This window comes from Halopenitus salinus (genome assembly GCF_042662125.1).
GTDB classification, from domain to species: domain Archaea; phylum Halobacteriota; class Halobacteria; order Halobacteriales; family Haloferacaceae; genus Halopenitus; species Halopenitus salinus.
Genome location: NZ_JBHSXL010000009.1, coordinates 149751 through 173499 on the forward strand (window position 1 = coordinate 149751; position 23749 = coordinate 173499).

The following is a 23749-nucleotide window of genomic DNA, read 5'->3' on the forward strand; positions in this document are numbered from 1 at the left end:
TCGCTCGAGAACACGTCTCACTCGACGTACTCGTAGGTTCGCTCGTTCATCCGACCCCAGCCGGTGAAGACGAACTCCGCTTCGGGCGCCGTCAGCTCCTCGACCTCGACGCTCTTGTCGAAGTCGTGAACGTCGTGGACCTGTTCGTACTCCTCGAAGGCCAAGTCGTATCGGCTCTCGAGCTGGTCGTCGATGTCGAGCGCCTCGATCTCCTCGCGCCAGCCGTCGCGGACCGTCTCGGCGTGGATCTCCGCCTGGGCGCCGGATCCGTAGGAACCGACGAGAAGCCGGCGGCCGACGAACTCCGAATCGAGCCCGCGGGCGGCCGCATGGCGGAGCGCGCTCGCGCGTGCGAGGTGGACCGAGCCGGTGTACCAGTTGCCGACGACCCGCGAGAGCTCGAGCGTCGGCTCGATCGTCTCGGCGTACCACTCGCGGTACTGTTCCGCCCCCTTCAGTTCGTCCATGTACTCGCGGATCGCCTCCTCGTAGGCCTCACGGGAGTCGTATTCGTCCTCGCGGGGCTGGCGACGGCCGATCGCGGCCGCGATCTCGTCCTCGACCGGGGAGTCGCGGGTGATGTGGCGGTAGGCGAACAGGCCGGCCTTCCGAACCATCCCCGGGAAGGGCGTGTGGAACGGCGCGTAGGACACGTCCTCGACCCCGACGGGACCCGCGACGGCCTCGTAGTCCTCCAGGGCCTCGCGCATCCGCGAGAGGTAGACCTGCACCGAACGCTTGCCGTCGACGCTCGGGAACTGCTGGTTCGGCTTGAGGAAGTCCGTCTCGTCCATGCTCCCGTAGCCCTGATCGGTCGACAGCTCGACGATCGAGGGATCCTCGTCCACGAGCATGGCGACGGCACCGGCGCCCTGGGTCGCCTCGCCGGGATCGCCGCGCTCGTAGAGGGCCGTGTCGGTCGCGATCACGAGCGCCGACCGGCCGCGGTTTCTGCCGGCGCGGATCCAGTTGTAGGCGTCGTCGATGGCCTGGGTGCCGGCGACACAGGCGAACTTGCGCTCGCCCTTGTTGGCGTGTCGAAAGTCGCCGTCGTAGACCTGCTCGAGACAGCCCGCGATGTAGGTCGACACCGGCTTCGCGTGGTCGAAGGCGGACTCCGTCGCGACGTCGATGCGGCCGACGTCCTCGGGGGCGATCCCCTTTCGGTCCATCAGTCGCTTCGCCGCGTTCGCGCCCATCGTGACGATGTCCTCGTAGACGTCCGGGAACGAGGAGGCCTCCAGTCCGAGCCCCTTCGTGTACTTCTCGGGGTCCTCGCCCTTCTTCGGCGCGAAGGTGTTCGGCAGGTCGAGCCGGAGCTTGCCCGTTCGGATCTCGATCGCGTCGATGCCGACGGCGGTCATGCTCCGAGGTTCGGGAACGCCCCATAAGGGCCTGTCGATGGGCCGTTACGTCGATGATCGAAATCCCGAACGGAATCGGCGGTGATTCCGGTTCGATTCGTACACATCTGTGACCGCTTTCGCACACACTTTCACACCTCCGAACAGGTACACGTCCGATCAGTTACGTCTCCGATCAGTTTCGCGTACACGAGAAGTCCGCGAGGGAGTACGTCTCGGAGCCGCCGACGTCCTCGACGGTACACGTAACGCCGCCGTCCGGACCTTCGACGACCGCGCGGAGGGTGAGGTCGCGGTCGTTCGGCTCCTCGAAGGTCACCGAACCCGACTCGGCGTCGGATCCCTCGAACTCCGCCTCCGCGATGTCGTCGCCGCCGGCGTCGAGCACGACGAAGGAGACGCCCTCGACGTCGTCGGCACGCCACTCGAAGGTGACCGCGTCGACCTTGCCGGAGTTGCCTGTTTCGTCGGTCGTCGCCGTCAGCTCCTCGAAGTGGCCGATCGCTTCGACCTCGAAGTCGTCGGTCGTCGTGATCGGCGCGGCCCGGTCGGCGTCGACGGTGATCTCGTAGGCGTACTCGCCCGACTGGAGCGTTCCGACATCGAAGCTCGCGGTTCCCGACTCGTCGCTGAGGTCGCCAACCGACGCGTTCGTTCCGTCGTACACGACGGTTCCGTCGGAGTCCACGAGGACGAGACGGACGGAGACGTTCTCGGCGAGGATGCCCTCGTCCTCGACGACGTCCACGGACGCGGTGGTCGGGGTGACGGAGTCCGCGCCGTCGAGGCCGCGAACCTCGTCGACCGCCAGCTCGGGCCCCTCGACCTCGAAGTCGCCGGCGTCCGACACCGCCTCGGCTCCGTCCGCGTCGACCGTCGCGGTCCACTCGTACTCGCCGCGGTCCAGTCGACCGACGTCGAATGCGGCCGTCGCGACCTCGTCCGGATCGAGATCGCCGACCGGAACGGTACGGTCGAAGGCCGTTGTGCCGTCGGTCCGGGTGAGACGGAGGCGGACGGACGCGTTCTCGGCGCGCACCTCCTCGGCGCCGACGTCGATCTCCGGCGTGTAGCGGTCGTCGGTGTCGCCGTCGTCGAGCCCGCGGTCGTCCTCGATCGACAGCTCGGGACCGGCGACCTCGAAGGAGTCGTCGTCGCTCGCGCTCTCAGCGTTGTCGGCGTCGACGGTGACCTCGTAGACGTACTCGCCCGACTCGAGCGTCCCGACCTCGAAGGCGACGGTGTCGGTTGCCGCGATGAGGTCTCCGACCGACGCGTTCGTCCGCTCGAAGACGACCGGCCCCTCGCCGTCGTCAGCGAGTATCCGCAGGTCGACGGTCACGTTCTCCGCGAGCGCGCCGTCGCCCTCCGCGACGTCGATCTCGGGGCGGTAGTCGGTGAAGACGTCGCCGTCCTCGAACCCGCGGACCGCATCGATCTCGAGACTCGGCGTCTCGCCCTCCTCCTCGACGACGAAGGATCCCGTCTCCGTGACCGTCTCGGCGGTATCGGACTCGACGGTGACCGTCCACTCGTACTCGCCGACCGACAGCTCGCCGATGTCGGAAACGGTGACCGAACCGGTCGTTCCCGTGAGGTCACCGATATCCCGGGTCGCGACGTGGGAATCGGGCCCCCCGATGGCGAGTTCGACCGTGACGTCCTCGGCCGTCCGGCCGGCGGTCTCCTCGACCTCGATGGTCGCCGCGTAGGCGTCGTCCTCGGTGCCGTCCTCGAGCCCGGAGACGTCCGCGATCTCGAGGGTCGGATCGGGATCCGGCGTCGGCGTGGGGGTTGGCGTTGGCGTCGAAGTAGCGCCGTCATCGTCACCACCGCCTCCGTCCCCGCCGTCACCGAAGACCGCACGCTGGCGATCGAGGATCGTGTTCGTCGGCTCGTGGATGACGTACGCGTCGACGGTGACGTCGGAACCGTAAGGAACCGCCTCGAGAGCCCACTCGTCCCCCGGTTCGAAGGCTCCCTCGATCGACGTCCCGTCCGAGTCGAGCCGGTAGACGTCGGTGGTCCCGCCGTGGTCGATGCGGACGACCACCTCCGCTGCCGGCAGGGACTCCCCGCCGGCGTGAACGACGCTCACCGAGTCGAGGGAGACGTCGAGGTCCACGAGCGTCGTCTGGGTGCGGTCGGTGTCCTCGGGAGTGATCATCGCGAGCCCGGTCACGCCGACCGTCGTGGCGACGACGACGACGCCGAGGAGAACGACGACGCCGACGGTCTCGGACTGGGCGCGCACGAGAACGTGTTACTCGGGCGAGGAGTATAACGCTGTCCGTGTTCGAACGGCGAGGAAAGGGCGCCGATCGGGAGTCACTCCGAGGGGGAACACCGGGCGAATACGGCGGCGACCGCGGCGACGCCGACGACGGCGACAGCGACCGCGATCGGGCTCGAGATCGGGATCCCGAGGACGCTTCCGACGCCCGTCACGAAGGTGAACGCGAGGAAGACGGGCAACGCGACCGCGATCGCGACGTACCAGGGAAGCGAGACGAGACGGGCGAGGCGACCGGCGCCGCGTTCGAACTCCTCGCGGGCGAGGCGACCGAGGACCCACCCGTCGAAGAGCAGGAAGCCGATCAGCCCCGCGGTGAGCACGAGGTTGGCGATCGTGTCCGCGAGCAGGCCGAAGACGGCGGGGGAGGCGGCCGCGACGCTGCCGGTAACGAGGAGGAGCCCCCCGGCGCCGAGGGTCGCCTGAAGGCGGGAGCGCCCGTGTTCGTCGATGAGGTAGGAGACGAGCACCTCGAGGATGCTGATCGCAGACGAGAGCGCGGCGAGCAGCACCACGCCGAAGAAGACCACGCCGACGATCCGCCCGTACGGGAGGTCGCCGAACGCGCCCGCGAGGCTGACGAACAGCGCGCCGGGGCCGCCCTGGCCGGGCGACACGCCGAGGGAGAACAAAAGCGGAAAGACGACCAGCCCGGCGAGCACGCCGATGGCGGTGTTGAGCACCGCGATGAGCGTCCCGTCGGCGGCGAGCGACCGGTCCTCGCCGAGGTAGGACGCGTAGGTCAACATCGCGCCGGCGCCGACCGAGAGGGTGAAAAGCGCCTGGCCGGCCGCCGCCACGAGGACGTCGAGGAAGTTCTCACGCAGGTAGCCGACGTCGAGCGAGAGGTAGAACGCGTATCCCTCGGCGGCGCCGGGCAAGGTGGCGACCCAGACGGCGAGCCCGCCGAGGAGGACGACGATTCCGGGAACCATGAGGGTCGTCGAGGCCTCGATCCCGCGGTCGACGCCGAGGTGGACGACCGCGACGGTGGCGAAAAGGAAGGCGGCGTGAAACGCGACGGCGCCGAGGCCGTAGTCGATCGCGGCGAAGTACTCGCCCGGCGCCGCGAAGTAGGCTCCCGTGGCGCTCGAGAGCGTGTATCGGAGTATCCAGCCGCCGACCACCGAGTAGAACGAGAGGACGACGGCGGCCGCGAGGAGCGCGATGGCGCCGAGGAACCGAAACCGATCGCCGCCGAGCTCGCGGAAGGCCCCGACCGGGTTTCGGCCGCTTCGCCGGCCGATCACGAGCTCCCCGATCAGTCCCGGGACCCCGACGGCCACGATCAACGCGAGGTACAAAACCAGGAAGGCCGCGCCGCCGTTCTCCGCGGTCAACCACGGGAACCGCCAGACGTTTCCCAACCCGACCGCGCTGCCGACGGCGGCGAGGATGAACCCGATCCGCGTCCGCCAGGTGGCTCTCGTCATCGACGCGTCCTCGGCGACGGCGGCGAAAAAGGGTGACGAGACGCGACGAAGAAAAGGGGCGGCGAAAACGCGGCCGTGAGACGGCGGTGTCGCGAGTTCAGGCGGTGGTCGGCCTCAAAGCGGCTCGAAGAACGCGGCGTCCTCGACGAGGAACATCTCGTTGACGCCGAGCGCGAGCGTCGCGAGGACGGCGATCACGACGACGATCCGGATCGTCCACAGCCAGACGGTTCCGAACGTTCGATATCCCTCGGCGCCCGAAAGCAGCTCCTCGAGGGCCTCCTGGCCGACCACCCAGCCGACGAAGACGATGAGCAGCAACACCGAAAGCGGGAGGAACACCTGGTAGGCGAAGTTGTCGAACCAGGTCAGCCACGCGGTGTCCATCGCGGAGGGGACGCCGAGCAGGAACAGGGCAATTCCGATGCCGATGGAGAGCACGGGACGCGAGACGTCGAAGTTGTCGTTGGCGTAGGAGACGGTGACCTCGAGCAGGCTGATGGCCGACGAGAGCGCCGCGATGAGCACGACGCCGAAGAAGACGATCCCGAAGAGGCGGCCGAACGGGACCGACCCGAACCCGGCGGCGGTGGCGACGAACAGCGCGCCGGCGCCGCCGGTATCGGTGGTGACGTCCGCGCCGATCGTGAGCAGGATCGGGAAGACGACCAGCCCGGCGAGGACGCCGACGATCGTGTTGGTCACGACGACCGAGGCGCCGTCGACGATCAGGTTGTCGTCGCGGCCGACGTACGAGGAGTAGGTGATCATGATCGCCATCCCCAACGAGAGGGTGAAGAACGCCTGTCCCACCGCGAACGGGATGATGCTGCCCGCGTTCGCGATCATGGTGTCGACGTTGGGGGAGAGGAAGAAGGCGTATCCCTCCGCGGCGCCAGGCAAGGTGGCGACCCAGACGGCGAGGGCGATCATCAACACGACGATGCTCGGGACCATCACCTTCGTGGCTCGCTCGATGCCGTCCTCGATCCCGAGGGCGACGATGGCGACGACGATCCCGAGGAAGAGGGCCTGTGCGACCACGGCCTCCGGGCCGGACGAAACCGCGCCGAAGTAGGCGGCCGGATCGTCGAAGTAGGCCCCGGTCGCGCTCCCGAGGATGTACCGCATGACCCAGCCGCCGACGACGTTGTAGTACGAGAGGATCCAGAAGCCGGTCAGGACGGCGAGGACGCCGACGATCCGCCAGGACCGGTGGCCCATCCGGGAGAACGCGTCGACCGCGTTGCGCTTCGTCCGGCGGCCGAGCGAGAACTCGGCGAGCATCGCCGGGAAGCCGATGAGCAGGACGGCGACCAGGTAGAACACGACGAAGGCCGCACCGCCGTTGGTCGCGGTCTTGAACGGGAACTGCCAGAGGTTCCCCAGACCGACGGCGCTTCCGATCGCGGCGAGGATGAATCCCACCCGGGTCGCCCAGGTTTCTCGTTGTGGCATATACCGGCGTGCTACAGCGTTGAACACGATAATCCCTGTGATCCGAAAGCGGGCGCGGTGATCGCCGAGTGTGAGGGATGGTGATGAGCCGGAACCGGACGGCTCCGAACCGACATTTATACCCGGGGCGCCCGTACCGATCGGCATGGACGTTTCGCCCGATATCGGGTCGCTTGCCGGCGAATCCGTGGTCGTTATCGGCGGCGGGTTCGGCGGGCTCTCCACGGCGTGTTACCTCGCCGACGCTGGCGCCGACGTCACCCTGTTGGAGAAGAACGGGAGCCTGGGAGGTCGCGCCAGCCGGCTCGAGGTCGACGGGTTCCGGTTCGACATGGGGCCGTCGTGGTACCTGATGCCCGACGTCTTCGAGCGGTTCTTCGCCCACTTCGACCGGACGCCGGAGGAGTACTACTCCGTCTCGCAACTCGACCCCCACTACCGGGTGTTCTGGAAGGACGGCGATCAGGTCGACGTGGTCCCGGAGTTGGAGGCGAACCGAGAGCTGTTCGAGTCCTACGAACCCGGCGCCGGCGAGGCGCTCGATCGGTACCTCGAGAAGGCGAGGTACAACTACGAGGTCGGGATGGAACACTTCGTCTACGAGGACCGCCCGCGCCTCCGCGACTACGTCGACACCGACGTCCTCAGACACGCACACGGGCTCTCGCTTCTGGGATCGATGCAGGGACACGTCGAGGACTACTTCGAGCACCCGAAGCTCCAACAGCTGATGCAGTACTCGCTCGTCTTCCTCGGCGGGTCGCCGACGAACACGCCCGCGCTCTACAACCTGATGAGCCACGTGGACTTCAACATGGGCGTCCACTACCCCGACGGCGGGATCGCGGCGGTGGTCGACGGGATCGTCGAACTCGGCTCGGAACTCGGCGTCGAGTACGTCACCGACGCCGAGGCGACCGCCATCGAGGGGCACCGAGGCGGGTTCGCCGTCGACGCGGCGAACGGCGAGCGCTATCTCGCCGACCTCGTCGTCTCAGACGCCGACTACGCCCACACCGAACGGGAGCTACTGCCGCCGGAGAAACGGCAGTACACGGAGGAGTACTGGGAGTCGCGCACCTACGCGCCCTCGGCGTTCCTCGTCTATCTCGGCGTCGAGGGCGAGGTTCCGGAGCTGGCCCACCACACGCTCGTGTTGCCGACCGAGTGGGACGACCACTTCGAGCGGATTTTCGAGGACCCGTCGTGGCCCGAGGACCCGGCCTACTACCTCTGTGTGCCCTCGAAGACCGACGACGCGGTCGCCCCGGAGGGACACAGTAACCTCTTCGCCCTCGTCCCGATCGCGGCGGGCTTGGAGGACGACGCGGAAACGCGCGAACGATACAGAGAACGGCTGCTCGCGGACATCGCGGAGAACACGGGAACCGACCTGCGCGACCGGATCGTCGTCGAGGAGACGTTCTCGGTGAGCGAGTTCGCCGATCGGTACAACAGCTACCGCGGGTCGGCGCTCGGGCTCGCGCACACGCTCTCACAGACGTCCCTCTTGCGTCCCTCGCACGCCTCCGATGCGGTCGACGGGCTCTACTTCACGGGATCGTACACGACGCCGGGGATCGGCGTCCCGATGTGTCTCATCAGCGGGCAACTGACCGCGGAGTACGTCGCCGGATCGGAATGAGCGACGACGGAGCCGAAGATGGAGGTGGAGCCGAAGACGGAGACGGAGTTGGGAGCGTCGATCTCGACGGTGGCGGCGCGAACGGACCCCGTGACGGCGATCGAATTCGGTACCTCCTCGTGCTCTCGCGTCCGCGGTTCTGGTTGTACCTCGCCGGGCCGGTCGTCGTGGGTGTCGCATACGGCGCCGACGCGCTCTACGATCTGTTCGCGCCCGGCGCGCTCGTCCTGTTCGGGTACTTCCTGCTGCCGGCGAACGTGCTGTTGTACGGGATCAACGACGCCTTCGACGCCGATCTCGACGCGCACAATCCGAAGAAGGCCGACTCGGACTCGCGTGAGGCCCGCTGGCGAGGGGACCGTCTCGCGACCGCGGCGATCGCGGTCGCGGCCGGTCTCGGCGTCGTGACGTTCGCCGCCAGTCCCCCGGCCGCGTGGCCGTACTTGATCGGGTTCTTCGCGCTCGCGGTCGGCTACAGCGCGCCGCCGTTCCGGTTCAAGACGACCCCGTTCCTCGACTCGCTCTCGAACGGCCTCTACCTCCTCCCGGGAGCGGCGGCCTACGTGACGGTCGCTGGCGCACATCCTCCGTGGGCCGCGATCGCCGGGGCGTGGACGTGGACGATGGCGATGCACACCTTCTCCGCGATCCCCGACATCGGGCCCGACCGCGAGGCGGGGATCGAGACGACGGCCACGTTCCTCGGTGAGTCGCGAGCCTACGCGTACTGCGGGGCCTGCTGGCTCCTCGCGGCCGGCGCCTTCGGGCTCGTGGACGGTCGCCTCGGGGCGCTGCTTTGCGTCTATCCGGCCTTCGTCGCGGTCGTCGCGGGAACCGCCGTGTCGGTCGAGCGGGCCTACTGGTGGTTCCCGGCGCTCAACACGGCCGTCGGGACGGCGCTCACGATCGGCGGGCTCTGGCGTATCGCGCCGCTCGCGGAGGTGATCGCGGGTGTCGCGTGATCCCGCCTGGGCCCGCTACCTCCCCGTCCCAATTCCGGAGACGCGAGGGGACCTTCAGATCGCATTGGACCGGCTCGTCTCGCGCAATCGGTTCACGATCGCCGTCGTCTTCCCGGCGATCGGAGCGCTCTCGCTCGTCGCCAGCGCGGAGGGGTGGCTCCCCACGCCCCTGCGGTTCAACCCGTGGTTCCTCCTCGTCGGCGTGTTCGTGATGCGCTCGCCGCTCGTCGTCGGCGTGCTGCCGCTCGTCAACCGACGGGCCGGGGCGTGGATCGGCCTGCTGGTGGGATACACCTACGCGATCGAGGTGGTTGGAGTGCGGACCGGGTGGCCGTACGGCGCCTTCGAGTACGGCGTCGACCTCGGGCCGATGGTCGGCGGCGTTCCGCTCGCGCTGCCGGTGTTTTTCATCCCGCTCGTGATGAACGGGTACCTGCTTCGCGAACTCGTGTTCGGAGCGCGGGCCTCGGGCACGGTCGGCCGGTTCGCGATCGTGACCGCCATCGTGGTCGCGATGGACGTCGTGTTGGACCCTGGAGCGGTCGCGCTGGGGTTCTGGGCGTACGCCGCCGGCGGGGCGTTCTACGGCGTTCCGCTCTCGAACTACCTCGGGTGGGTGCTGTCGGCGGCGGTCGCGGTCGTCGCGCTCGATCGGGCCTTCGATCGCGAGCGGCTGGCGCGACGCCTGCGGACGTGTCCGTTCATGCTCGACGACGTCGTGAGCTTCGTGCTCCTGTGGTGTGGGATCAACCTCTGGTTCGGGAACGCGGTGCCGGCGGCCGTCGCCGTGGTCCTCGGGATCGGACTGCTCCGGTCGGACCGGTTCGACGCGCGGGCGTTCGATCCGCGTCGATCGTCGGGAGGCGAGCCGGGAACGAACCGGAGTTAGAGGGACGCCGAGAACGGATCGAAATTAAGAGGATGTAGAACGGCGATCGAAACGTGTCAGATCGAACCGGGAACGGCGGGACCGACGCCGGAGAAGGGGAGGTGCCGCGCGGGCGTCCCTGTCCGCTCTGTGGCGTCTCGATGATCCACCGCCACTGCAAGTACGTCTGTCCCGAACACGGCGTGATCTACGACTGCAGCGACACGTTCTATTGAGCGATGGACCGCCGCCCGCACAAAGCGATCGGGGGGCACACAAGCGCCGAACTGCACGAACAATTATGGTTCTACATGCCGTACGGATCGACGGCATGGGCACCCGCATTCTCAGATTCGATCGCTGTTCGGCGGTGTGTGAATGATCGACGACGATCGGGTCGCTCGCGGGAAACGGATCCAGCGACGCACGGGCCGGACCTTCCACGTCGCGACCAGGCTCCTTCCGGAGCGCATCCGGTATCCGACCTACGTCCTCTACGGGTTCTTCAGGGTGGCCGACGAGGTCGTCGACGCCGAGGACGCCGGCCCGCCGGCGAAACAGCGGGCGGAGCTCGCACGGATCCGCCGGGTGGTCTTAGGCGAGGAACCCGCGGGCGACTCCTCGACCGACGACGTGCTCGCCGCCTTCCGCGACCTTCGTTGTGAATACGGGATCGCCGAAAGCGACGTGGACGTGTTCCTGGACGCGATGGCCTCGGACGTCGATCGCTCGCGGTATGAGACCTACGCCGATCTCGAGGCGTACATGAACGGGTCGGCGGCCGCCGTGGGACGGATGATGACCGCGGTGATGGACGTCGAGGAGCCCGAACGGGCCCTTCCGCACGCCACGAAGCTCGGGGAGGCCTTCCAGATGACGAACTTCCTGCGGGACGTCGGCGAGGACGTCCGCGAACGCGAGCGGGTCTACCTCCCGGAGCGCACGCTCCGCGAGCACGGCGCCTCGGCCGAACAGGTTCTCGAGGGGCGGTTCGACGAGTCGGTCGCCGCCGCGATCCGCTCGGAGCTCGAACGCACCGAGGAGCTCTACGCCGAGGGCGTCGCCGGGATCCGATATCTCCCCGAGGACTGCCAGCTCGCGGTCCTGCTTTCGGCCGTCCTGTATGCCGACCACCACCGGCTCATCAGGGAGCGTGGGTACGACACCCTCTCCGGGACGCCGAGCCTCTCGCTTTCGCGAACGATCCGACTGCTCGTCCACACCCGGTGGCTCTGGCAGTGGAACGACGACCCCGAGACGGTCTTTTATGCCGTCGTCGACTCCTTCGACGCCGACACGCCGGCGTCGGGGACGCTCTCGAAACACGGATTCCGGAGCTGTCGGATCGTCTCGTACCTCTCGCGGTGATCGACGACCGATCGTTCGAATCGACGACGATCGTGAAAAACGACGTCAAAAGACCGCACCCCGCGTCAGTTCGCTCGCGTCGTCCGGATCAACACTCCGACCAGCCGCAGGACTCACACGTCTTACAGCCCTCCGAGAAGTAGAGGCTCATCCCGCCGCATTCGGGACACTCCGGCGACTCGCCGGCCGCGATGAGGTCCTGGGTGACGTCCTGGTCGGGCTCCGCCTCGTCCGCCGCGTCCGGGACGGGTGAGGAAGCGGGACCCTCGCCCACCGAGTCCGCGGCGACTCCGCCGCCGTCGGTCTGTTCGCTCGGGGTCGAAGCGCTGCCCTCGGCTCCCTCCTCGAGGTCGTCGAGTGATTGCTGTTGGGGGATGCCCTTGTCGATCTCGTCGTCGAGATAGCGGCGCAGCGCCGTGCCGATGGCGTCCGGGATCGACTGGATCTGCTCGCCCTTGTCCCAGGCGACCTTCGGGCTGCGAGTGCCCTGCAGCTCGTCGACGATCTCGTTCGGATCGACGCCGGAGCGGAGGGCCGTCGAGATGACCTTCGCGAGCGCCTCCGTGAAGGAGTTCGTGTAGCCGCCCGAGTGGCCGATGTTGGCGAACAGCTCGAAGGGGCCGCCGTTCTCGTCCTCGTTGATCGTCACGTAGAGCTTGCCGTAGCCCGTCTCGATCCGCTGGGTCACGCCGTTGAGCGAGTCGGGACGGGGACGCGTCTCCGCGTAGTTGACCGTCGGCCGCTCGCTCGCCTCGAGCAGGTCGTCGATCTCCGCGTCGAGTTGCGCCCGGACGTCCTCGTTGTCGAGGAACGCCTCCACGCCGCCGAAGACCTCCTCGATCTGCTCGACGATCGTCTCCGCCGCCTCGGACTCGTCGGCGAACTCCGCGTTCTTCGCGCGCGTCGTCAGGACCTGCTTCGAGCGCGTGCCGTCGCGGTAGACGGTGACGCCCTTTCCGCCGTGGTCGTAGATGTAGCGGTAGACCTCGTCCATGTCCTCGAGCGAGGCCGAGTTCGGGAAGTTGCAGGTCTTCGAGATGGCCGAATCGACCCCGCGCTGGCAGGCACACTGGACCGCCGCGTGCTGTTTGCCCGAGAGGTCGCCGGTGACGACGAACAGCTCGCCGATCGGGTTCGGAACCGTCTCGAGTCCCTCGACGCCGTCGAACTCGTTTTCGGCCATCTGTGCTTGGGCCTCGCGTTTGACCGCGTCGACGTCGATGTCGTTGGCCTCCAGGGTCCGCAGGAAGTAGTCGTCGAACTCGACGAGCATCTCGTCGCCCTGGACGTCGTCGGAGACGTTCTTGTAGTAGGCGACGTTGTAGATGGGCTCACAGCCGCCGGTCGTGTTGCCGACCATCGAGGTCGTTCCGGTCGGGGCGATCGTCGTCGTGTTGTGGTTGCGGATCGGGAAGCCGTCGGCCCACTCGTCGGCGTCGAGTCCCGTGTGGTGTTCGAACCACTCGCGGTACTCGGTCGGGTCGGCGTACTTCGAGTCCGCCCAGTCGTTGAACGAGCCGCGCTCCCGGGCGAGTTCGTGTGACGTCTGCTTCGAGACGTGGTTGATGTGGGTCATCAGCTGGCCGGCGATCTCGTTTCCGGTCTCCGAGCCGTACCGGACGCCGAGCTGGATGTACAGCTGGGCCAGCCCCATCACGCCGAGACCGATCTTCCGCATGTCCCGGACCTTCTGTTCGATCTCCGGGACCGGGAAGTCCGACATCGTGACCACGTTCTCGAGGAAGCGCGTGCCGTAGTCGATGCGTTCGTCGAACGCCTCGAAGTCGATCGCCTCCTCGAGGAAGGCGTCGATCGCCGCCTCCTGCGTGTCGTACTCGTCGGCGTGCTCCTCGCTCCAGACGCGCCAGTCGGGCGCGTCCATATCCGCGAGCGTCGAGAGGTTGATGTGGCCGAGGTTGCAGGCCTCGTACTCCTCGAGCGGCTGTTCGCCGCAGTTGTGAACCACGAGACCGTTAGCAACGAACGAACTGGTCTCGGGTTCAGTTAGGTCATATACGGTTTCGTGACCGTCCGGATCAACGGACGCGACCGTCGCTTCAAATCGCTCGGAATAGGGGCCACGATCGTAGTCGTCGAGTCGCTCATCGAGTGCCTCGTTCTTCGAGTCGAGCAGGAAGCCGATCTCGTCGCGGAACCGTAGCAGATTGTCCTTGGAGATGACGAGATCGTGATCCGCCTGACGTTCGTACTCGGCCGTTCCACCGTTTCCGTCCGGCATTTCCTGAACGCCGGCCTCGTGACGTTCCTCGTAGATCTTGCTGTGGACTCCGAAATTAAGCAGGAGTCGCTGTACCTGTTTCAGAAGGTCCGTACTCGTACTTGTCAGACGAACCGAGTTACCCTTCTCGTGAGTTCCGTGTACGCCGCCATCAGCAGTAAACAGAGCGCGAAGGAACCCGCGGGCCATCTCCTCGCTTCCTCGCATTACTGCGTCGGGTACCTGGAGTTTCTCGTCAACGAGGTCAGCCTCCGCAGCGTACTCGTACAGTCGAGACGACCGAACGCGCTGCTCGACTGCCTGTGCGCCGCGATAGTCATCGCTCCGAGCGATCTCCGAAACGCCGATCTCGTAGTCAGCGTTTCCGGCCGGCTCACGGACGACGTCATTTACGTCCGTGGCGAACGCATCGGAAATTTGACTGTCCTCGTCGTAGAAATTGAGAACCGCGCGTTCCTCGCCGTGCTTGAGGTGTCCGTCACCGACGAGCCAGCCAAGGACTCGACCCTCCTCGGCCGATCCGTGCTGTCCAAACTCGCCTTTCCGGTTCTGAACGTGGACGGAATCACCGGCCTCGAGGTTCTCCGCCTCGACCCAACCGTCGTCCGTCATCACGCGGTGGTCGGCAGTCAGACGGAGTTCGTACCCCTCCTCGGTGGTGAGCTTATAAACGTCCTTTTTACCGGTCTTGTAGACGCTGCTCGCTTCCTTGAGCGTCTCTTCACTGAGACGACCGTCGACCACGACGTCGCGCGCGACGCCCTGTTCGTAGAGTTCTTCAGCTTCGATGAGACCGTTTTCCGTACTGATCAGCGTGTCACCGGTGACACACGGATTCGTCGCCAGGATCCGGTGGTCGGGGTGTTCCTCGACGTCGAAGGAGTGCTGTTTGTTCACCCGTTCGAGGTAGATGACGCCTGGCTCGCCGTTCTCGTGGGCGCCCTCGACCATGTGCTCCCAGATCTCGTCGGCCGGGATCGACAGCTCCTCGCCGACCTCGACGTGGTGGCCGAGGTCGAACATGTCGTAGAGCTCCTTCGTCTCGGCGGTCGCGATGTGGGGCTCGTCGGTGCGGGGGTTCGTGAAGACGAACTCCTCGTCGTTGTACAGCGCCTCCATGAAGTCGTCCGTGACCCCGACGGAGATGTTGAAGTTCGACAGGTGGCCCTCGACGGCGTTCCGGAGGTGCTTGGGGACGCGCCCCTCGTCGTCGATCAGCTCGCGGGCCTCATCGAGGGCGTCCTTGAAGGAGGTGTGGGTGTAGTCGTCCGGGTCGTTGAGCCGCAGCGAATGGGCCAGGGAGACGTCCTTGTTCTTGGCGTGGATGAACTGGATGACGTCCGGATGGGAGACGCGCATCACGCCCATCTGGGCGCCGCGCCGCGCGCCACCCTGGGCGATCGTTTCGCACATCTGGTCGTATGTGCGCATAAAGGTGATCGGTCCGGAGGCGATGCCGCCGGTTGACCCGACCGAATCGCCGTACGGTCGAAGCTGCCAGAACGCATATCCCATGCCGCCGCCGCTGTTGTGCGAGACGACGCCGTTGGCGACGTATTCGTGATTGTCCGCGACCGTGACGTCGTAGACCGTCGCCGGGTCGGACTCCTCGACCGCGGTGACCTCCTGGGTCCACTCGCTCTCCGAGTCGAGGTCGCCACAGGTCGTCGCCTCGAGGTCGGCGTCGGCGATCGAGTCGGCCATCGTTTCGCCGCGATCGTCGATGAAGCCGACGTGGTCGGCGTATCGCGTCAGGCCGAGATCGTCGGTCGGCGCGACGGTGTAGTACTCGCGCTCGTCGTTCTCCCACTCCCACTTCGTGGCGGGGATCCCGACGCCCAAGAGGAGCTGGTGAACGCCGTCGATGAGGTCCTCCGAGGCGCTGTAGAGTCGGGGGTAGCGGTCCTTCGAGAGCGTGCCGTCGGCCGAAAAGAGGCCACGGACGAAGGCGCACACGCGCTCGCGGTCGGCCGCTCGGACCGCGTCGGGCACCGTCGCCTCCGCCGAGGAGGGTTTGGCGTCGCCGAAGTTCCGGAGCCAGAACCGCTTGATCTCGTGGCTGTGGATGACGGCCTCGTAACACCCGTCGCTCCAGGTCCAGTCGGCGCCGACGTCGAAGAGGTCACGCGAGAGGCGGTCGACGCATTCGAGCGTCTCCTCACGGGCGATGTGGAAGCGGATCCCGTCCTCGTGGATCGACCCGTCGCCGATCCACAGCCCGAGCAGCTCGGCGAGAGCGCTCGAGAGCGTCTCCGGCTGCGTGACGGTCTTCACGGCCCGGCCGTTCGCCGGGAGCGACTCGGCCGCTCGAGCGTTTCGAACGGTCGTCTGATGGACGCCGAGTTCGGCTGCGATCTCCGCGTCGGTGTGGCCGCCATCGTGGAGCTGTCGGAGTCGATCCTCGTCGAAGCTTCGACCCGCGGGGCGACCGCCGGATCCGTTCGCCGGAAGGTCGAGCTCGCCGGCACGCCGGCGCTGGATGGTCGACGGGGAGGAATCGAGTCGTTCCGCGATCGCGTAGTCGCTGAGTCCCGCCGCGTGCAGTTCCGCGACCGCCTCGTTGGAGACGGTTCGATTGGCCGCCCACTGTGGGCCCGCCTCGACGGACTCCAGCTCGACGTGGTTCGCAGTCTTCTCGGGGAGCCAGCCGAGACGGACCGAGACCGTGCTTCCGGCCTCGATCTCGTCGAGTCGAGTCCACTCGCCGTCGACGAGCAGCCGGTGGTTCGGCGTCCCGCGAACCGTGAGGCCACCCTCCGTCCGGAGCGTCATCGTCGGCGCATCGTCGTAGGCGTGAACCTCCTCGACGGTTCGCGTTCGATGGCTCTCGCCGTCGCGCTGCCGGATCGAATCGCCGGGCTCGACGTCGGCGATCGACACGAGACCCTTCCCCTCGACGTGAACGGTCGCGTCGGCGGTCAGACACTGGAAGACCTCCGCGGCCTCCTTGGCGGTCTGGTGGATGTCGGTGATGTCGTCGTCGGGGGAGTCGACGAAACACGCGGACAGCTGCTGGAGCTCGTCGCCGGCGTTCATCAGCGTCGGCGAGTTCGGCATGAAGGAGAGCGACTCCATCCCCTCGCGGAAGGTCGCGGCGGTCTCCTCGACGTGTTCGCGGATCTCCGCGGGGAGCTCCGGGACGATCGTCTCGTAGGAGAACTTGTTGACGTTGTGGGCTGTGAGCGTCGTCTCCGCGTCGTCGTCGGCGGTGACGCCCGCGCCGAAGACCTCGCTCGCGAGCTCGTCACGTCGCGGGTGGTCGGGTTTGATCTGGTCGGGCGTGACCGTGATCTCGACGTCGCGTCTCTCGGACTCGTAGACGGCCTCCGCGAGCGCGACGTTGTTCGCGACGCGGACGAACAGCTCCTCTTGGGTCTCGATCTGGTTCCCGTCGGCGTCCTTTCGCAGATAGCGGGCGGGGAGAATGTTGTGGTAGGCGTTCGACGTGAGGCGGTCCTCGAGCGTCTCGCCCGTGGTTCGTTTGATCGGCAGTTCGAGCTCGTCTGCGGAGAGATCGCTCCCGCTCATCGCGCGAGAGCGCCTCCTCGGTCACGTGTCGTATGGTGCATCTATCGTGGTGTGGTACTGGCGAGGTGGCCCCTTGTATCTTCGGCTTCCGGGTCCAAACGGACGTCTTTCTATACGATCACTGACACTCGTTCGGTCGCACGGACGAGGCCGTGCGTGTACGTAAATCTGATCGTCCCGGAAGCCACATAAACATGACCCCTCCGGGGCGAAAGTGAAAAATCGAATCGATGATCGCCAGATAGAGACCGGACACACAGTGGAACCGAAGGGGAGGTCGAGGGACGTCCTCGCGGTCGTGTCGGAGGAAACGGGCCGATCGAGCCTCGGCGTCGATCGGTCGTCACGGTCGTTTCGTCCGCGAAATGATCGAATTCATATATTTTTCGGGCGGGCCGAACAGCGCCGTTCCGTCACGCTCGCGCGCGATGGGACGATCGACGCAGAACGGGCCCGGAACGAACCGGTGGCCGGCGAGGGCGTCAAAGGGCGGTCGAATCGGGGGCGGTCAAATCGGTCGTCTCCGAACGCGCTCGGACGCGTTCGACACGTACACTTATACGGTCGGTAGCCCTGCATCCGGACATGTACGATCCGACATCGCTGATCGCGACGGCACCCATGCAGGCGGGCATCGCCGCGAGTCCCTTCGGACGGCTGTTGATCGGGCTCGTCGCCGTCGCGATCGTGATCATCGTCGGGCGCATGGTCCTGGCGGTCGCCTGGCGGCTCGTCACCATCGCGGCCGTGATCGTGGCGCTGCTGTTCGCGATCTCGGCCGCCGGGATCATCTGAACGGACCCGGGATCACTCGGTCGGGAGGTCCGCTCGGGACGAACGATCGGCGACGACCCGCGTCAGGAAGTTCCGGATCACGTCGTGGCCCGCGCCCGTGAGGACGCTCTCCGGGTGGAACTGGACGCACTCGATCGGGTGCTCTCGGTGGCGGATTCCCATCACGAGTTCGGTTCCCTCGTGGTCCGTCGTCGCGGACACCTCGAAGACGTCGGGGACGTCGGTCGCCACGAGCGAGTGGTAGCGGCCGGCCCGAAAGCCCTGATCGAGGCCAGCGAAGACGCCCGAGCCGTCGTGGTCGATCGGGAAGGCCTTGCCGTGGACCGGCTCGGGGGCGTGGCCGACCGACCCGCCGTACTCGTAGACCGCCGCCTCGAGACCCAGACAGACGCCGAGAGTGGGGACCGTCGGCGAGAGCTCCCGGAGCACGTCCATCGTCACCCCGACGTCGCGGTCGTGTTTCGGGTGTCCCGGCCCGGGACTGATCACGATCGCGTCGGGATCGGTGTCGGCGACGTCCGAGAGCGTAGCGCGGTTCTTCAACACCGACGTCTCCACGCCGCCCTCGAGGGGCTGTTCGGAGACGTACTCGACGAGGTTGTAGGTGAACGAGTCGTAGTTGTCGACGAAGGTGACCCTCACGCGCGATCGACCTCCGTCCCGGTCTCGGGTTCCGACCCGGGTTCCGGCGCGACGTCCTCCGAGGCTCCGTCGGGATCGTCGGCGACGTCGCCCTCGCGAATCGCCTCGACGGCGGCCCGCACGCCGTCCATCTTTCGTTCCGTCTCCTCGTACTCCGATTCGGGCACCGAGTCGGCGACGAGTCCCGCGCCGGCCTGGATCGTGATACGGTCGACGTCGTGGTCGCGTCCCGTTCCAGCTCCTACATCGGTGCCCGCGGCGTCGCCGATGTCCACCCCGTGATCGACCGTCGCGGTTCGAATGACGATCGCGAAGTCGGCGTCGCCGGTCCACGAGTAGTACCCCACGCCGCCGCCGTAGACGCCGCGAGGGGAGCGCTCGAGCTCGTCGATGATCTCCATCGCGCGAACCTTCGGGGCGCCGGTCAACGTCCCCGCCGGGAACGTCGCGCGCGTCGCGTCGAAGGCGTCGTTCCCCGCGGCGATCGTGCCGGTCACGGTCGACTCGATGTGTTGGACGTGGCTGTATTTGAGGACGTTCATGAACTCCTCGACGCGGACCGATCCCGGCTCGGAGACCCGACGGACGTCGTTTCGCGCGAGATCGACGAGCATCGTGTGTTCGGCGCGCTCCTTTTCGTCCGCGAGCATCTCGCCGGCGAGCCGCCGGTCCTCGACCGGGCTCTCGCCGCGCTTGCAGGTGCCGGCGATCGGGTTCGAGACGATCCGGTCGCCCTGGACGGACACGAGCGTCTCCGGGCTCGCGCCGACGATCGACCGATCGCCGTGGGACAGCAGATACATGTACGGCGAGGGGTTGATCGACCGCAGCGCGTCGTAGAGGCCGAGCGTGTCGACGTCGCCGTACAGCTCGCGTGTCCGGGAGATCACGCCCTGATAGATGTCGCCGTCGAGGACGCGCTCCTTGGCGGTTCGGACGGCCTCCTCGTAGGCGTCCTGCGGATCCGCCGTCTCCGAGACGCCGCGGAATCCGCCGGTCTCCGGCGTGCTCGCCTCCCGCAGCTCGGCGAGGACGTCTGCCGCCTCGGCCCGAAGCTCGTCGTGGATCTCGCCGGGATCGTCCCCGGAGCGGACGATCGGCGTGAAGACGAGCTCGGCCGTGTCGGCGACCTCGTCGAAGACGAGCGTCCGCGTCGTGAGGCAGAACTCGGCGTCCGGAACGACCGGGTCGGGGCGGTCGACGCCGACCTCCTCGAGCCAGAGATCGTAGACCGAGTCGTAGGCGAGAAATCCGACGAACCCGCCAGAGAGCGTCTGTCGCTCGGTGTCCGGGAATCCGCGCCGCTCGACGTCGGGGAATGCGTCGCGGACGCGGTCGAGGACGTCGCCCGTCCCCGGATCGCCGGCTTCCGCGAGCAGATCCGCGCCCGGACCGAGACGGGTCAGCTCGGTTCGGTCGGGATAGACGGAGAGGACCGCCTCGGGGTCGTAACCGACGAACGAGTAGCGCGCGTGCCGGTCGGCGTCGGTGCCCGCCGCGAAGGCGCCGTCCGGATCGCTGGAGGCGACCTTCTCCGCGGACTCCAACAGGAAGCTGTGGTCGCTGCGGTCCGCGAGCGCCGCGTAGGCGGCGAGCGGCGAGACGTCGGCGTCGAGGGCGACCGAGACGCGAACGACGACCGCGTCGGCTTCGTCGCTCAACGCGTCCTCGGCGTGGTCGACGAACGCCTCGCGGGACGTCGAGAGGTCGACCTCGATCGAGGCGGACTCGGAGCCCGGGGTCACGCGAGGGTCACCTCCCGTCCGGCGTTCCTGACGAACCGGGCGAGCGCGTTGTGGTCCTTGCGGCCACCCTCGAGCTCCACGCCCGAGGCGACGTCGACGGCGAAGGGGTCGGCCACCTCGACCGCCTCGGCCACGTTGTCGGGCGTGAGGCCGCCGGCGAGCACGACGGGCGTGGTGAGTCGCGCGGCCAGGTCGCCGGTCGCCTCCCAGTCGTGGGTGCGTCCGGTCCCGCCCGCGCCCTCCTCGGTGGTCGAGTCGACGACGAGCGCGTCCGCGGCCTCGGCGAGACGCTCCGCACGCTCGTGTTCGTCGGCGTCGACGGTGAGGAGCACCTTCGTTCCGGTCTCGGCACGGACGTAGGCGACCTCCTCGGGCGTCCACTCGCCGTGGAGCTGGAGGGCGTCCGGTCCCACGAGCCCGGCGAGTTCGACCGCGCGTTCCGGCGAGTCGGGCATCGTCACGAGCGTGCCGGTCACGAACGGGGGGACGTCCGCAAGCAGGTCCGCGGCGGCGGCCGGATCGACCTCCCGGGGCGTCTCGACGGGCACCTCGGATACGACGCCGACCGCGTCGGCGCCGGCCTCGATGGCGGCCCGAACGTCCGCGTCCCGGGTCAGCCCGCAGATCTTCGCGCGGGCCATCACTCGCCCGCCCGCGTTCCGCCGGCCCCGTCGGCGAGCGCGTCGGGGGACTCACCGCATAACGCGGCGAACTTCTCTGCGGCCGCGCCGGAGTCGATGGCGTCGCCCGCGACCCCCACGCCCTCCTCGATCGAATCGGCGAGACCGGCGACGTAGACGGCCGCGCCGGCGTTCGCGAGGATCAGGTCGCGTTTCGGGCCGGTCACCTCGCCGGAGACGATGCCGCGGAGGTCGGCCGCGTTCTCCTCGGGCGTGCCGCCGGAGACGTCCTCGATCGGGGCGCGTTCGAGTCCGAGGTCGGCCGGCGTGATCGCGTACTCGGTCACCTGATCGCCCTCGACCTCCGCGACGGCGGTCTCGTCGTGGAGCGCGATCTCGTCCATGCCGGAGCCGTGGACGACGAGCGCGTGTTCGACGGGCATGTGCGCGAGCGAGTTCGCGATCTGGGGGACCAGATCGGGATCGTAGACGCCGAGGACCTGCGCGTCGGCCCCGGCGGGATTCGTGAGCGGTCCGAGCACGTTGAAGATCGTCCGCATCTCCAGTTCCCGGCGCGGGCCGATCACGGCCTTCATCGCCGGATGGAACACCGGCGCCAGCATGAACCCGATCCCGTCCTCGTCGATCGCCGCCTCGACGGCGGGCGGTTCGGCCTCGACGTTCGCGCCCGCGACCTCCAGCACGTCCGCGCTGCCCGACGAGGAGGAGACGGAGTAGTTCCCGTGTTTGGCGACCGCCGCCCCGGCCCCGGCGGCGACGATGGCCGCCGTGGTCGAGACGTTGATCGTGTCGTAGTCGTCGCCGCCGGTCCCGCAGGTGTCGACGAGGTACTCGCGGTCCGGGTCGATCGTCCGTGCCGCGTCGCGCATCCCCTTCGCGAATCCGGCGATCTCCCGTTCGGTCTCGCCCTTCGTCCGAAGCGCCGCCAGCAACGCCCCGATCTGTGCCTCGGTGGCGTCCTCGAAGACGAGCCGGGCCGTCTCGCGAGCCTCCTCGACGGTCAGGTCCGCCCCCTCCGTCACGCGTGTGATGGTGTCGTTGATGGTCGTCATTGATGTATATGTCCGTCTTGTAGTGTACATATGTGTACATCTTCTTAAGCCTATCGTCCCGGGGAGTGCGTCCGCGGCGGGAACGGAGGGACGGAGGGCCGCGGAGAAGAAAGAAAAGAGGAGGAAGGACAGGGAAAAGAAAGGAGAAGAACGCCCCCGGGGGACCGGCGACGTCGGGAAAACGGGCTCCGGACACGTCTCACGTCGAACTGACCGACACCCCGTCTCCCATGGTCGACATGCCGAAACGGCCTATACGTCGCGGGGTCTCCCGATGTGACGCAGTTCGCCGCCGCAGTCCGGGCAGATTCGAACGTCGGGATCGGTCGTGCGCCCCATACATTCGAAACATTCGTACATCGATTCGGATCTAACGTCGATCTTTGGACGCATATGTCGGGTGAAACGAACCGAACATATAGTTCGAACCCTGAAACACCTAATATTCTCGTGTTCCGTTCAAGGCGAGGGGTCGCAACGAAGCGCGGAACGTCCGGCGACCGTCAGCCCGGGGTCCTACCGTGCGTCGTGAACGATCTCCCCGTCGACGACCGTCAGATCGACGTCGATCTCCCGGATGGACCCGGGCTTGTCCCAGGGGGACTCCGAGAGCGCGACGAGGTCGGCGCGCTTGCCGCGTTCGATGGTGCCCAGATCGTCCTCGTCGAACCCGGCGTATGCGGGTCCGCTCGTGGCGGCTCGAAGCGCCTCGGAGACCTCGAGACCCGAGCGCTCGTCTCCGACGTCGACCGCCCGGTGGGCGTCGGAGAGCGGATCAACGGGTCCGCCGCCGGATCCGAACGCGAGAGGGATCCCGGCATCGAGGAACGTGCGGTAGGAGATTCCGCCGTCGTCCGGGTCGGGCGCGGACGGCCGGACGGACGCGACCGCGTTCGCCGCCGCGATCCGGTCGATCTGCTCCTCACGTACGTGCTCTGCACGCTCGATCCGGTGGCGGGCCCCTCGATGTGGGTCGCCTTCTCCCGGTATCGTTTTTCCGCCCGCACCGTCCGTCGTTTTCCCGCCCGCACCGGCCCCGGAAGCGTCGAGAACTGCGTCGACGGCCTCGGCGTCCGTGGCGTCGACGGAGAGTTGGTAGCCGCCACCGATCGCCTCGGCGACATCCGCCGTCGTCTCCTCGGCTGGCGCGAACGCGATCGGACCGACTCGAACGTGCTCGCTGCCCGCGTTCGTGGGGAGTCCCGCCTCCGCGACCGCGTCGAGACGCTCGGCGCCGTAGACGATCCGAACGCGCAGGGACAGCTCGCCGGCCGCCCCGAGTTCCCTGAACGCGCGAGGGGCGAGCGCGGCGGCGGACGCGTCATGAACTCCCGTGACTCCCCGAGCGTTCGCGTGGGCGATCGCCGCCGCGAGGATCTCGCGCGTCTCGCGCGCGTTCGGCTCGTCTCCCGAATCCCCGGAGGCGCTCGTTCGTTCGGCATCGAGAAGCCGGCGTCCGAGGGACGTGAGATCGGCGTACGCGTCGACGAAGCCCGGCAGGAGGACCCGCCCGTCGAGGTCGACGACGGTCGTGTCGATCCCCGCGAGGAACTCGACGTCGTAGCTCGCGCCGAGACGCACGATCTCGCCGTCGCGAACCGCGAGCGCCTCGTGGGTTCGATCCGGATCGGTGAGCGTGTGGATCTCGCCGTCGAGCAGGACGAGGTCCGCGGCGTCGGTCATGTTCGTTCGAGCGGCGCAGATCGGGTTAATTGT

The 23749-nt window shown here is 67.6% G+C and carries 17 protein-coding genes and 3 pseudogenes; 6 read left to right on the forward strand and 14 right to left on the reverse strand.

The features are described from left to right. Positions 1-17: 17 nt before the first annotated feature. From hmgB to ACFQE9_RS10195, 4 genes are all read right to left on the reverse strand, one after another. Complete coding sequence (gene hmgB, locus ACFQE9_RS10180; protein WP_379744065.1) at positions 18-1364, reverse strand: hydroxymethylglutaryl-CoA synthase; 1347 nt, start codon at positions 1362-1364, stop codon at positions 18-20. A gap of 175 nt (positions 1365-1539) precedes the next feature. Further along, complete coding sequence (locus ACFQE9_RS10185; protein ID WP_379744067.1) at positions 1540-3618, reverse strand: COG1361 family protein; 2079 nt, start codon at positions 3616-3618, stop codon at positions 1540-1542. A gap of 74 nt (positions 3619-3692) precedes the next feature. Continuing rightward, a complete protein-coding gene (locus tag ACFQE9_RS10190) occupies positions 3693-5090 on the reverse strand; it encodes a sodium-dependent transporter (RefSeq protein WP_379744069.1) in 1398 nt (465 codons plus the stop codon). A gap of 114 nt (positions 5091-5204) precedes the next feature. Continuing rightward, the gene (locus tag ACFQE9_RS10195; RefSeq protein WP_379744071.1) at positions 5205-6548 is read right to left on the reverse strand and encodes a sodium-dependent transporter; all 1344 of its coding nucleotides are present in this window, start codon (positions 6546-6548) and stop codon (positions 5205-5207) included. A 145-nt stretch (positions 6549-6693) separates the two neighbouring features. On the opposite strand from ACFQE9_RS10195, the gene ACFQE9_RS10200 reads away from it, so the two are divergent. The 5 genes from ACFQE9_RS10200 to ACFQE9_RS10220 all read left to right on the forward strand — a co-directional run bounded on the left by ACFQE9_RS10200 (position 6694) and on the right by ACFQE9_RS10220 (position 11391). Continuing rightward, entirely contained in the window at positions 6694-8193 is a 1500-nt protein-coding gene (locus tag ACFQE9_RS10200; protein ID WP_379744073.1) for a phytoene desaturase family protein, read from the forward strand. Further along, positions 8190-9155, forward strand: coding sequence for a prenyltransferase (locus tag ACFQE9_RS10205; RefSeq protein ID WP_379744075.1), 966 nt, complete (start codon positions 8190-8192; stop codon positions 9153-9155). Before ACFQE9_RS10200 ends, ACFQE9_RS10205 begins: the two co-directional genes overlap by 4 nt. Further along, the gene (gene cruF, locus ACFQE9_RS10210; RefSeq protein ID WP_379744077.1) at positions 9145-10044 is read left to right on the forward strand and encodes a bisanhydrobacterioruberin hydratase; all 900 of its coding nucleotides are present in this window, start codon (positions 9145-9147) and stop codon (positions 10042-10044) included. Before ACFQE9_RS10205 ends, cruF begins: the two co-directional genes overlap by 11 nt. A gap of 101 nt (positions 10045-10145) precedes the next feature. After that, the gene (locus ACFQE9_RS10215; RefSeq protein ID WP_379745576.1) at positions 10146-10259 is read left to right on the forward strand and encodes an HVO_2523 family zinc finger protein; all 114 of its coding nucleotides are present in this window, start codon (positions 10146-10148) and stop codon (positions 10257-10259) included. A gap of 142 nt (positions 10260-10401) precedes the next feature. After that, positions 10402-11391 (forward strand): phytoene/squalene synthase family protein, encoded by a 990-nt coding sequence (locus tag ACFQE9_RS10220; protein WP_379744079.1) that lies wholly within the window; start codon positions 10402-10404, stop codon positions 11389-11391. An 88-nt stretch (positions 11392-11479) separates the two neighbouring features. Here ACFQE9_RS10220 and ACFQE9_RS15265 read toward each other — a convergent pair whose 3' ends face one another. From ACFQE9_RS15265 to ACFQE9_RS10235, 4 genes and pseudogenes are all read right to left on the reverse strand, one after another. Then, positions 11480-12211 (reverse strand): TSCPD domain-containing protein, encoded by a 732-nt coding sequence (locus tag ACFQE9_RS15265; RefSeq protein WP_465261201.1) that lies wholly within the window; start codon positions 12209-12211, stop codon positions 11480-11482. After that, positions 12187-15160 (reverse strand): annotated as a pseudogene (locus ACFQE9_RS10225) (LAGLIDADG family homing endonuclease); the annotation flags it as partial. The gene ACFQE9_RS15265 and the pseudogene ACFQE9_RS10225, both read right to left, overlap by 25 nt. 24 nt (positions 15161-15184) lie before the next feature. After that, a pseudogene (locus tag ACFQE9_RS10230) lies at positions 15185-16402 on the reverse strand (LAGLIDADG family homing endonuclease); the annotation flags it as partial. 153 nt (positions 16403-16555) lie between these two features. Further along, a pseudogene (locus ACFQE9_RS10235) lies at positions 16556-17158 on the reverse strand (ribonucleotide reductase N-terminal alpha domain-containing protein); the annotation flags it as partial. A gap of 585 nt (positions 17159-17743) precedes the next feature. Between ACFQE9_RS10235 and ACFQE9_RS10240 the strand changes: the two are divergent. After that, entirely contained in the window at positions 17744-17953 is a 210-nt protein-coding gene (locus ACFQE9_RS10240) for a hypothetical protein (RefSeq protein ID WP_379744081.1), read from the forward strand. A 12-nt stretch (positions 17954-17965) separates the two neighbouring features. Here the strand turns inward: ACFQE9_RS10240 and trpG are convergent, their stop codons facing one another. From trpG to ACFQE9_RS10270, 6 genes are all read right to left on the reverse strand, one after another. Beyond that, positions 17966-18595, reverse strand: coding sequence for an anthranilate synthase component II (gene trpG / locus ACFQE9_RS10245; protein WP_379744083.1), 630 nt, complete (start codon positions 18593-18595; stop codon positions 17966-17968). Beyond that, the gene (gene trpE / locus ACFQE9_RS10250) at positions 18592-20340 is read right to left on the reverse strand and encodes an anthranilate synthase component I (RefSeq protein WP_379744085.1); all 1749 of its coding nucleotides are present in this window, start codon (positions 20338-20340) and stop codon (positions 18592-18594) included. The genes trpG and trpE overlap by 4 nt, the downstream gene beginning before the upstream one ends. Further along, the gene (locus ACFQE9_RS10255) at positions 20337-20981 is read right to left on the reverse strand and encodes a phosphoribosylanthranilate isomerase (RefSeq protein ID WP_379744087.1); all 645 of its coding nucleotides are present in this window, start codon (positions 20979-20981) and stop codon (positions 20337-20339) included. Before ACFQE9_RS10255 ends, trpE begins: the two co-directional genes overlap by 4 nt. Then, positions 20981-22033, reverse strand: a complete 1053-nt coding sequence (gene trpD, locus ACFQE9_RS10260) for an anthranilate phosphoribosyltransferase (RefSeq protein WP_379744088.1) — start codon at positions 22031-22033, stop codon at positions 20981-20983. Before trpD ends, ACFQE9_RS10255 begins: the two co-directional genes overlap by 1 nt. A 252-nt stretch (positions 22034-22285) precedes the next feature. After that, on the reverse strand, positions 22286-22426 hold the full coding sequence (locus ACFQE9_RS10265) for a rubrerythrin-like domain-containing protein (RefSeq protein WP_379744090.1): 141 nt from the start codon (positions 22424-22426) through the stop codon (positions 22286-22288). Between the two features lie 123 nt (positions 22427-22549). Then, positions 22550-23716, reverse strand: a complete 1167-nt coding sequence (locus tag ACFQE9_RS10270; protein WP_379744091.1) for an amidohydrolase family protein — start codon at positions 23714-23716, stop codon at positions 22550-22552. Between the last annotated feature and the right edge of the window lie 33 nt (positions 23717-23749).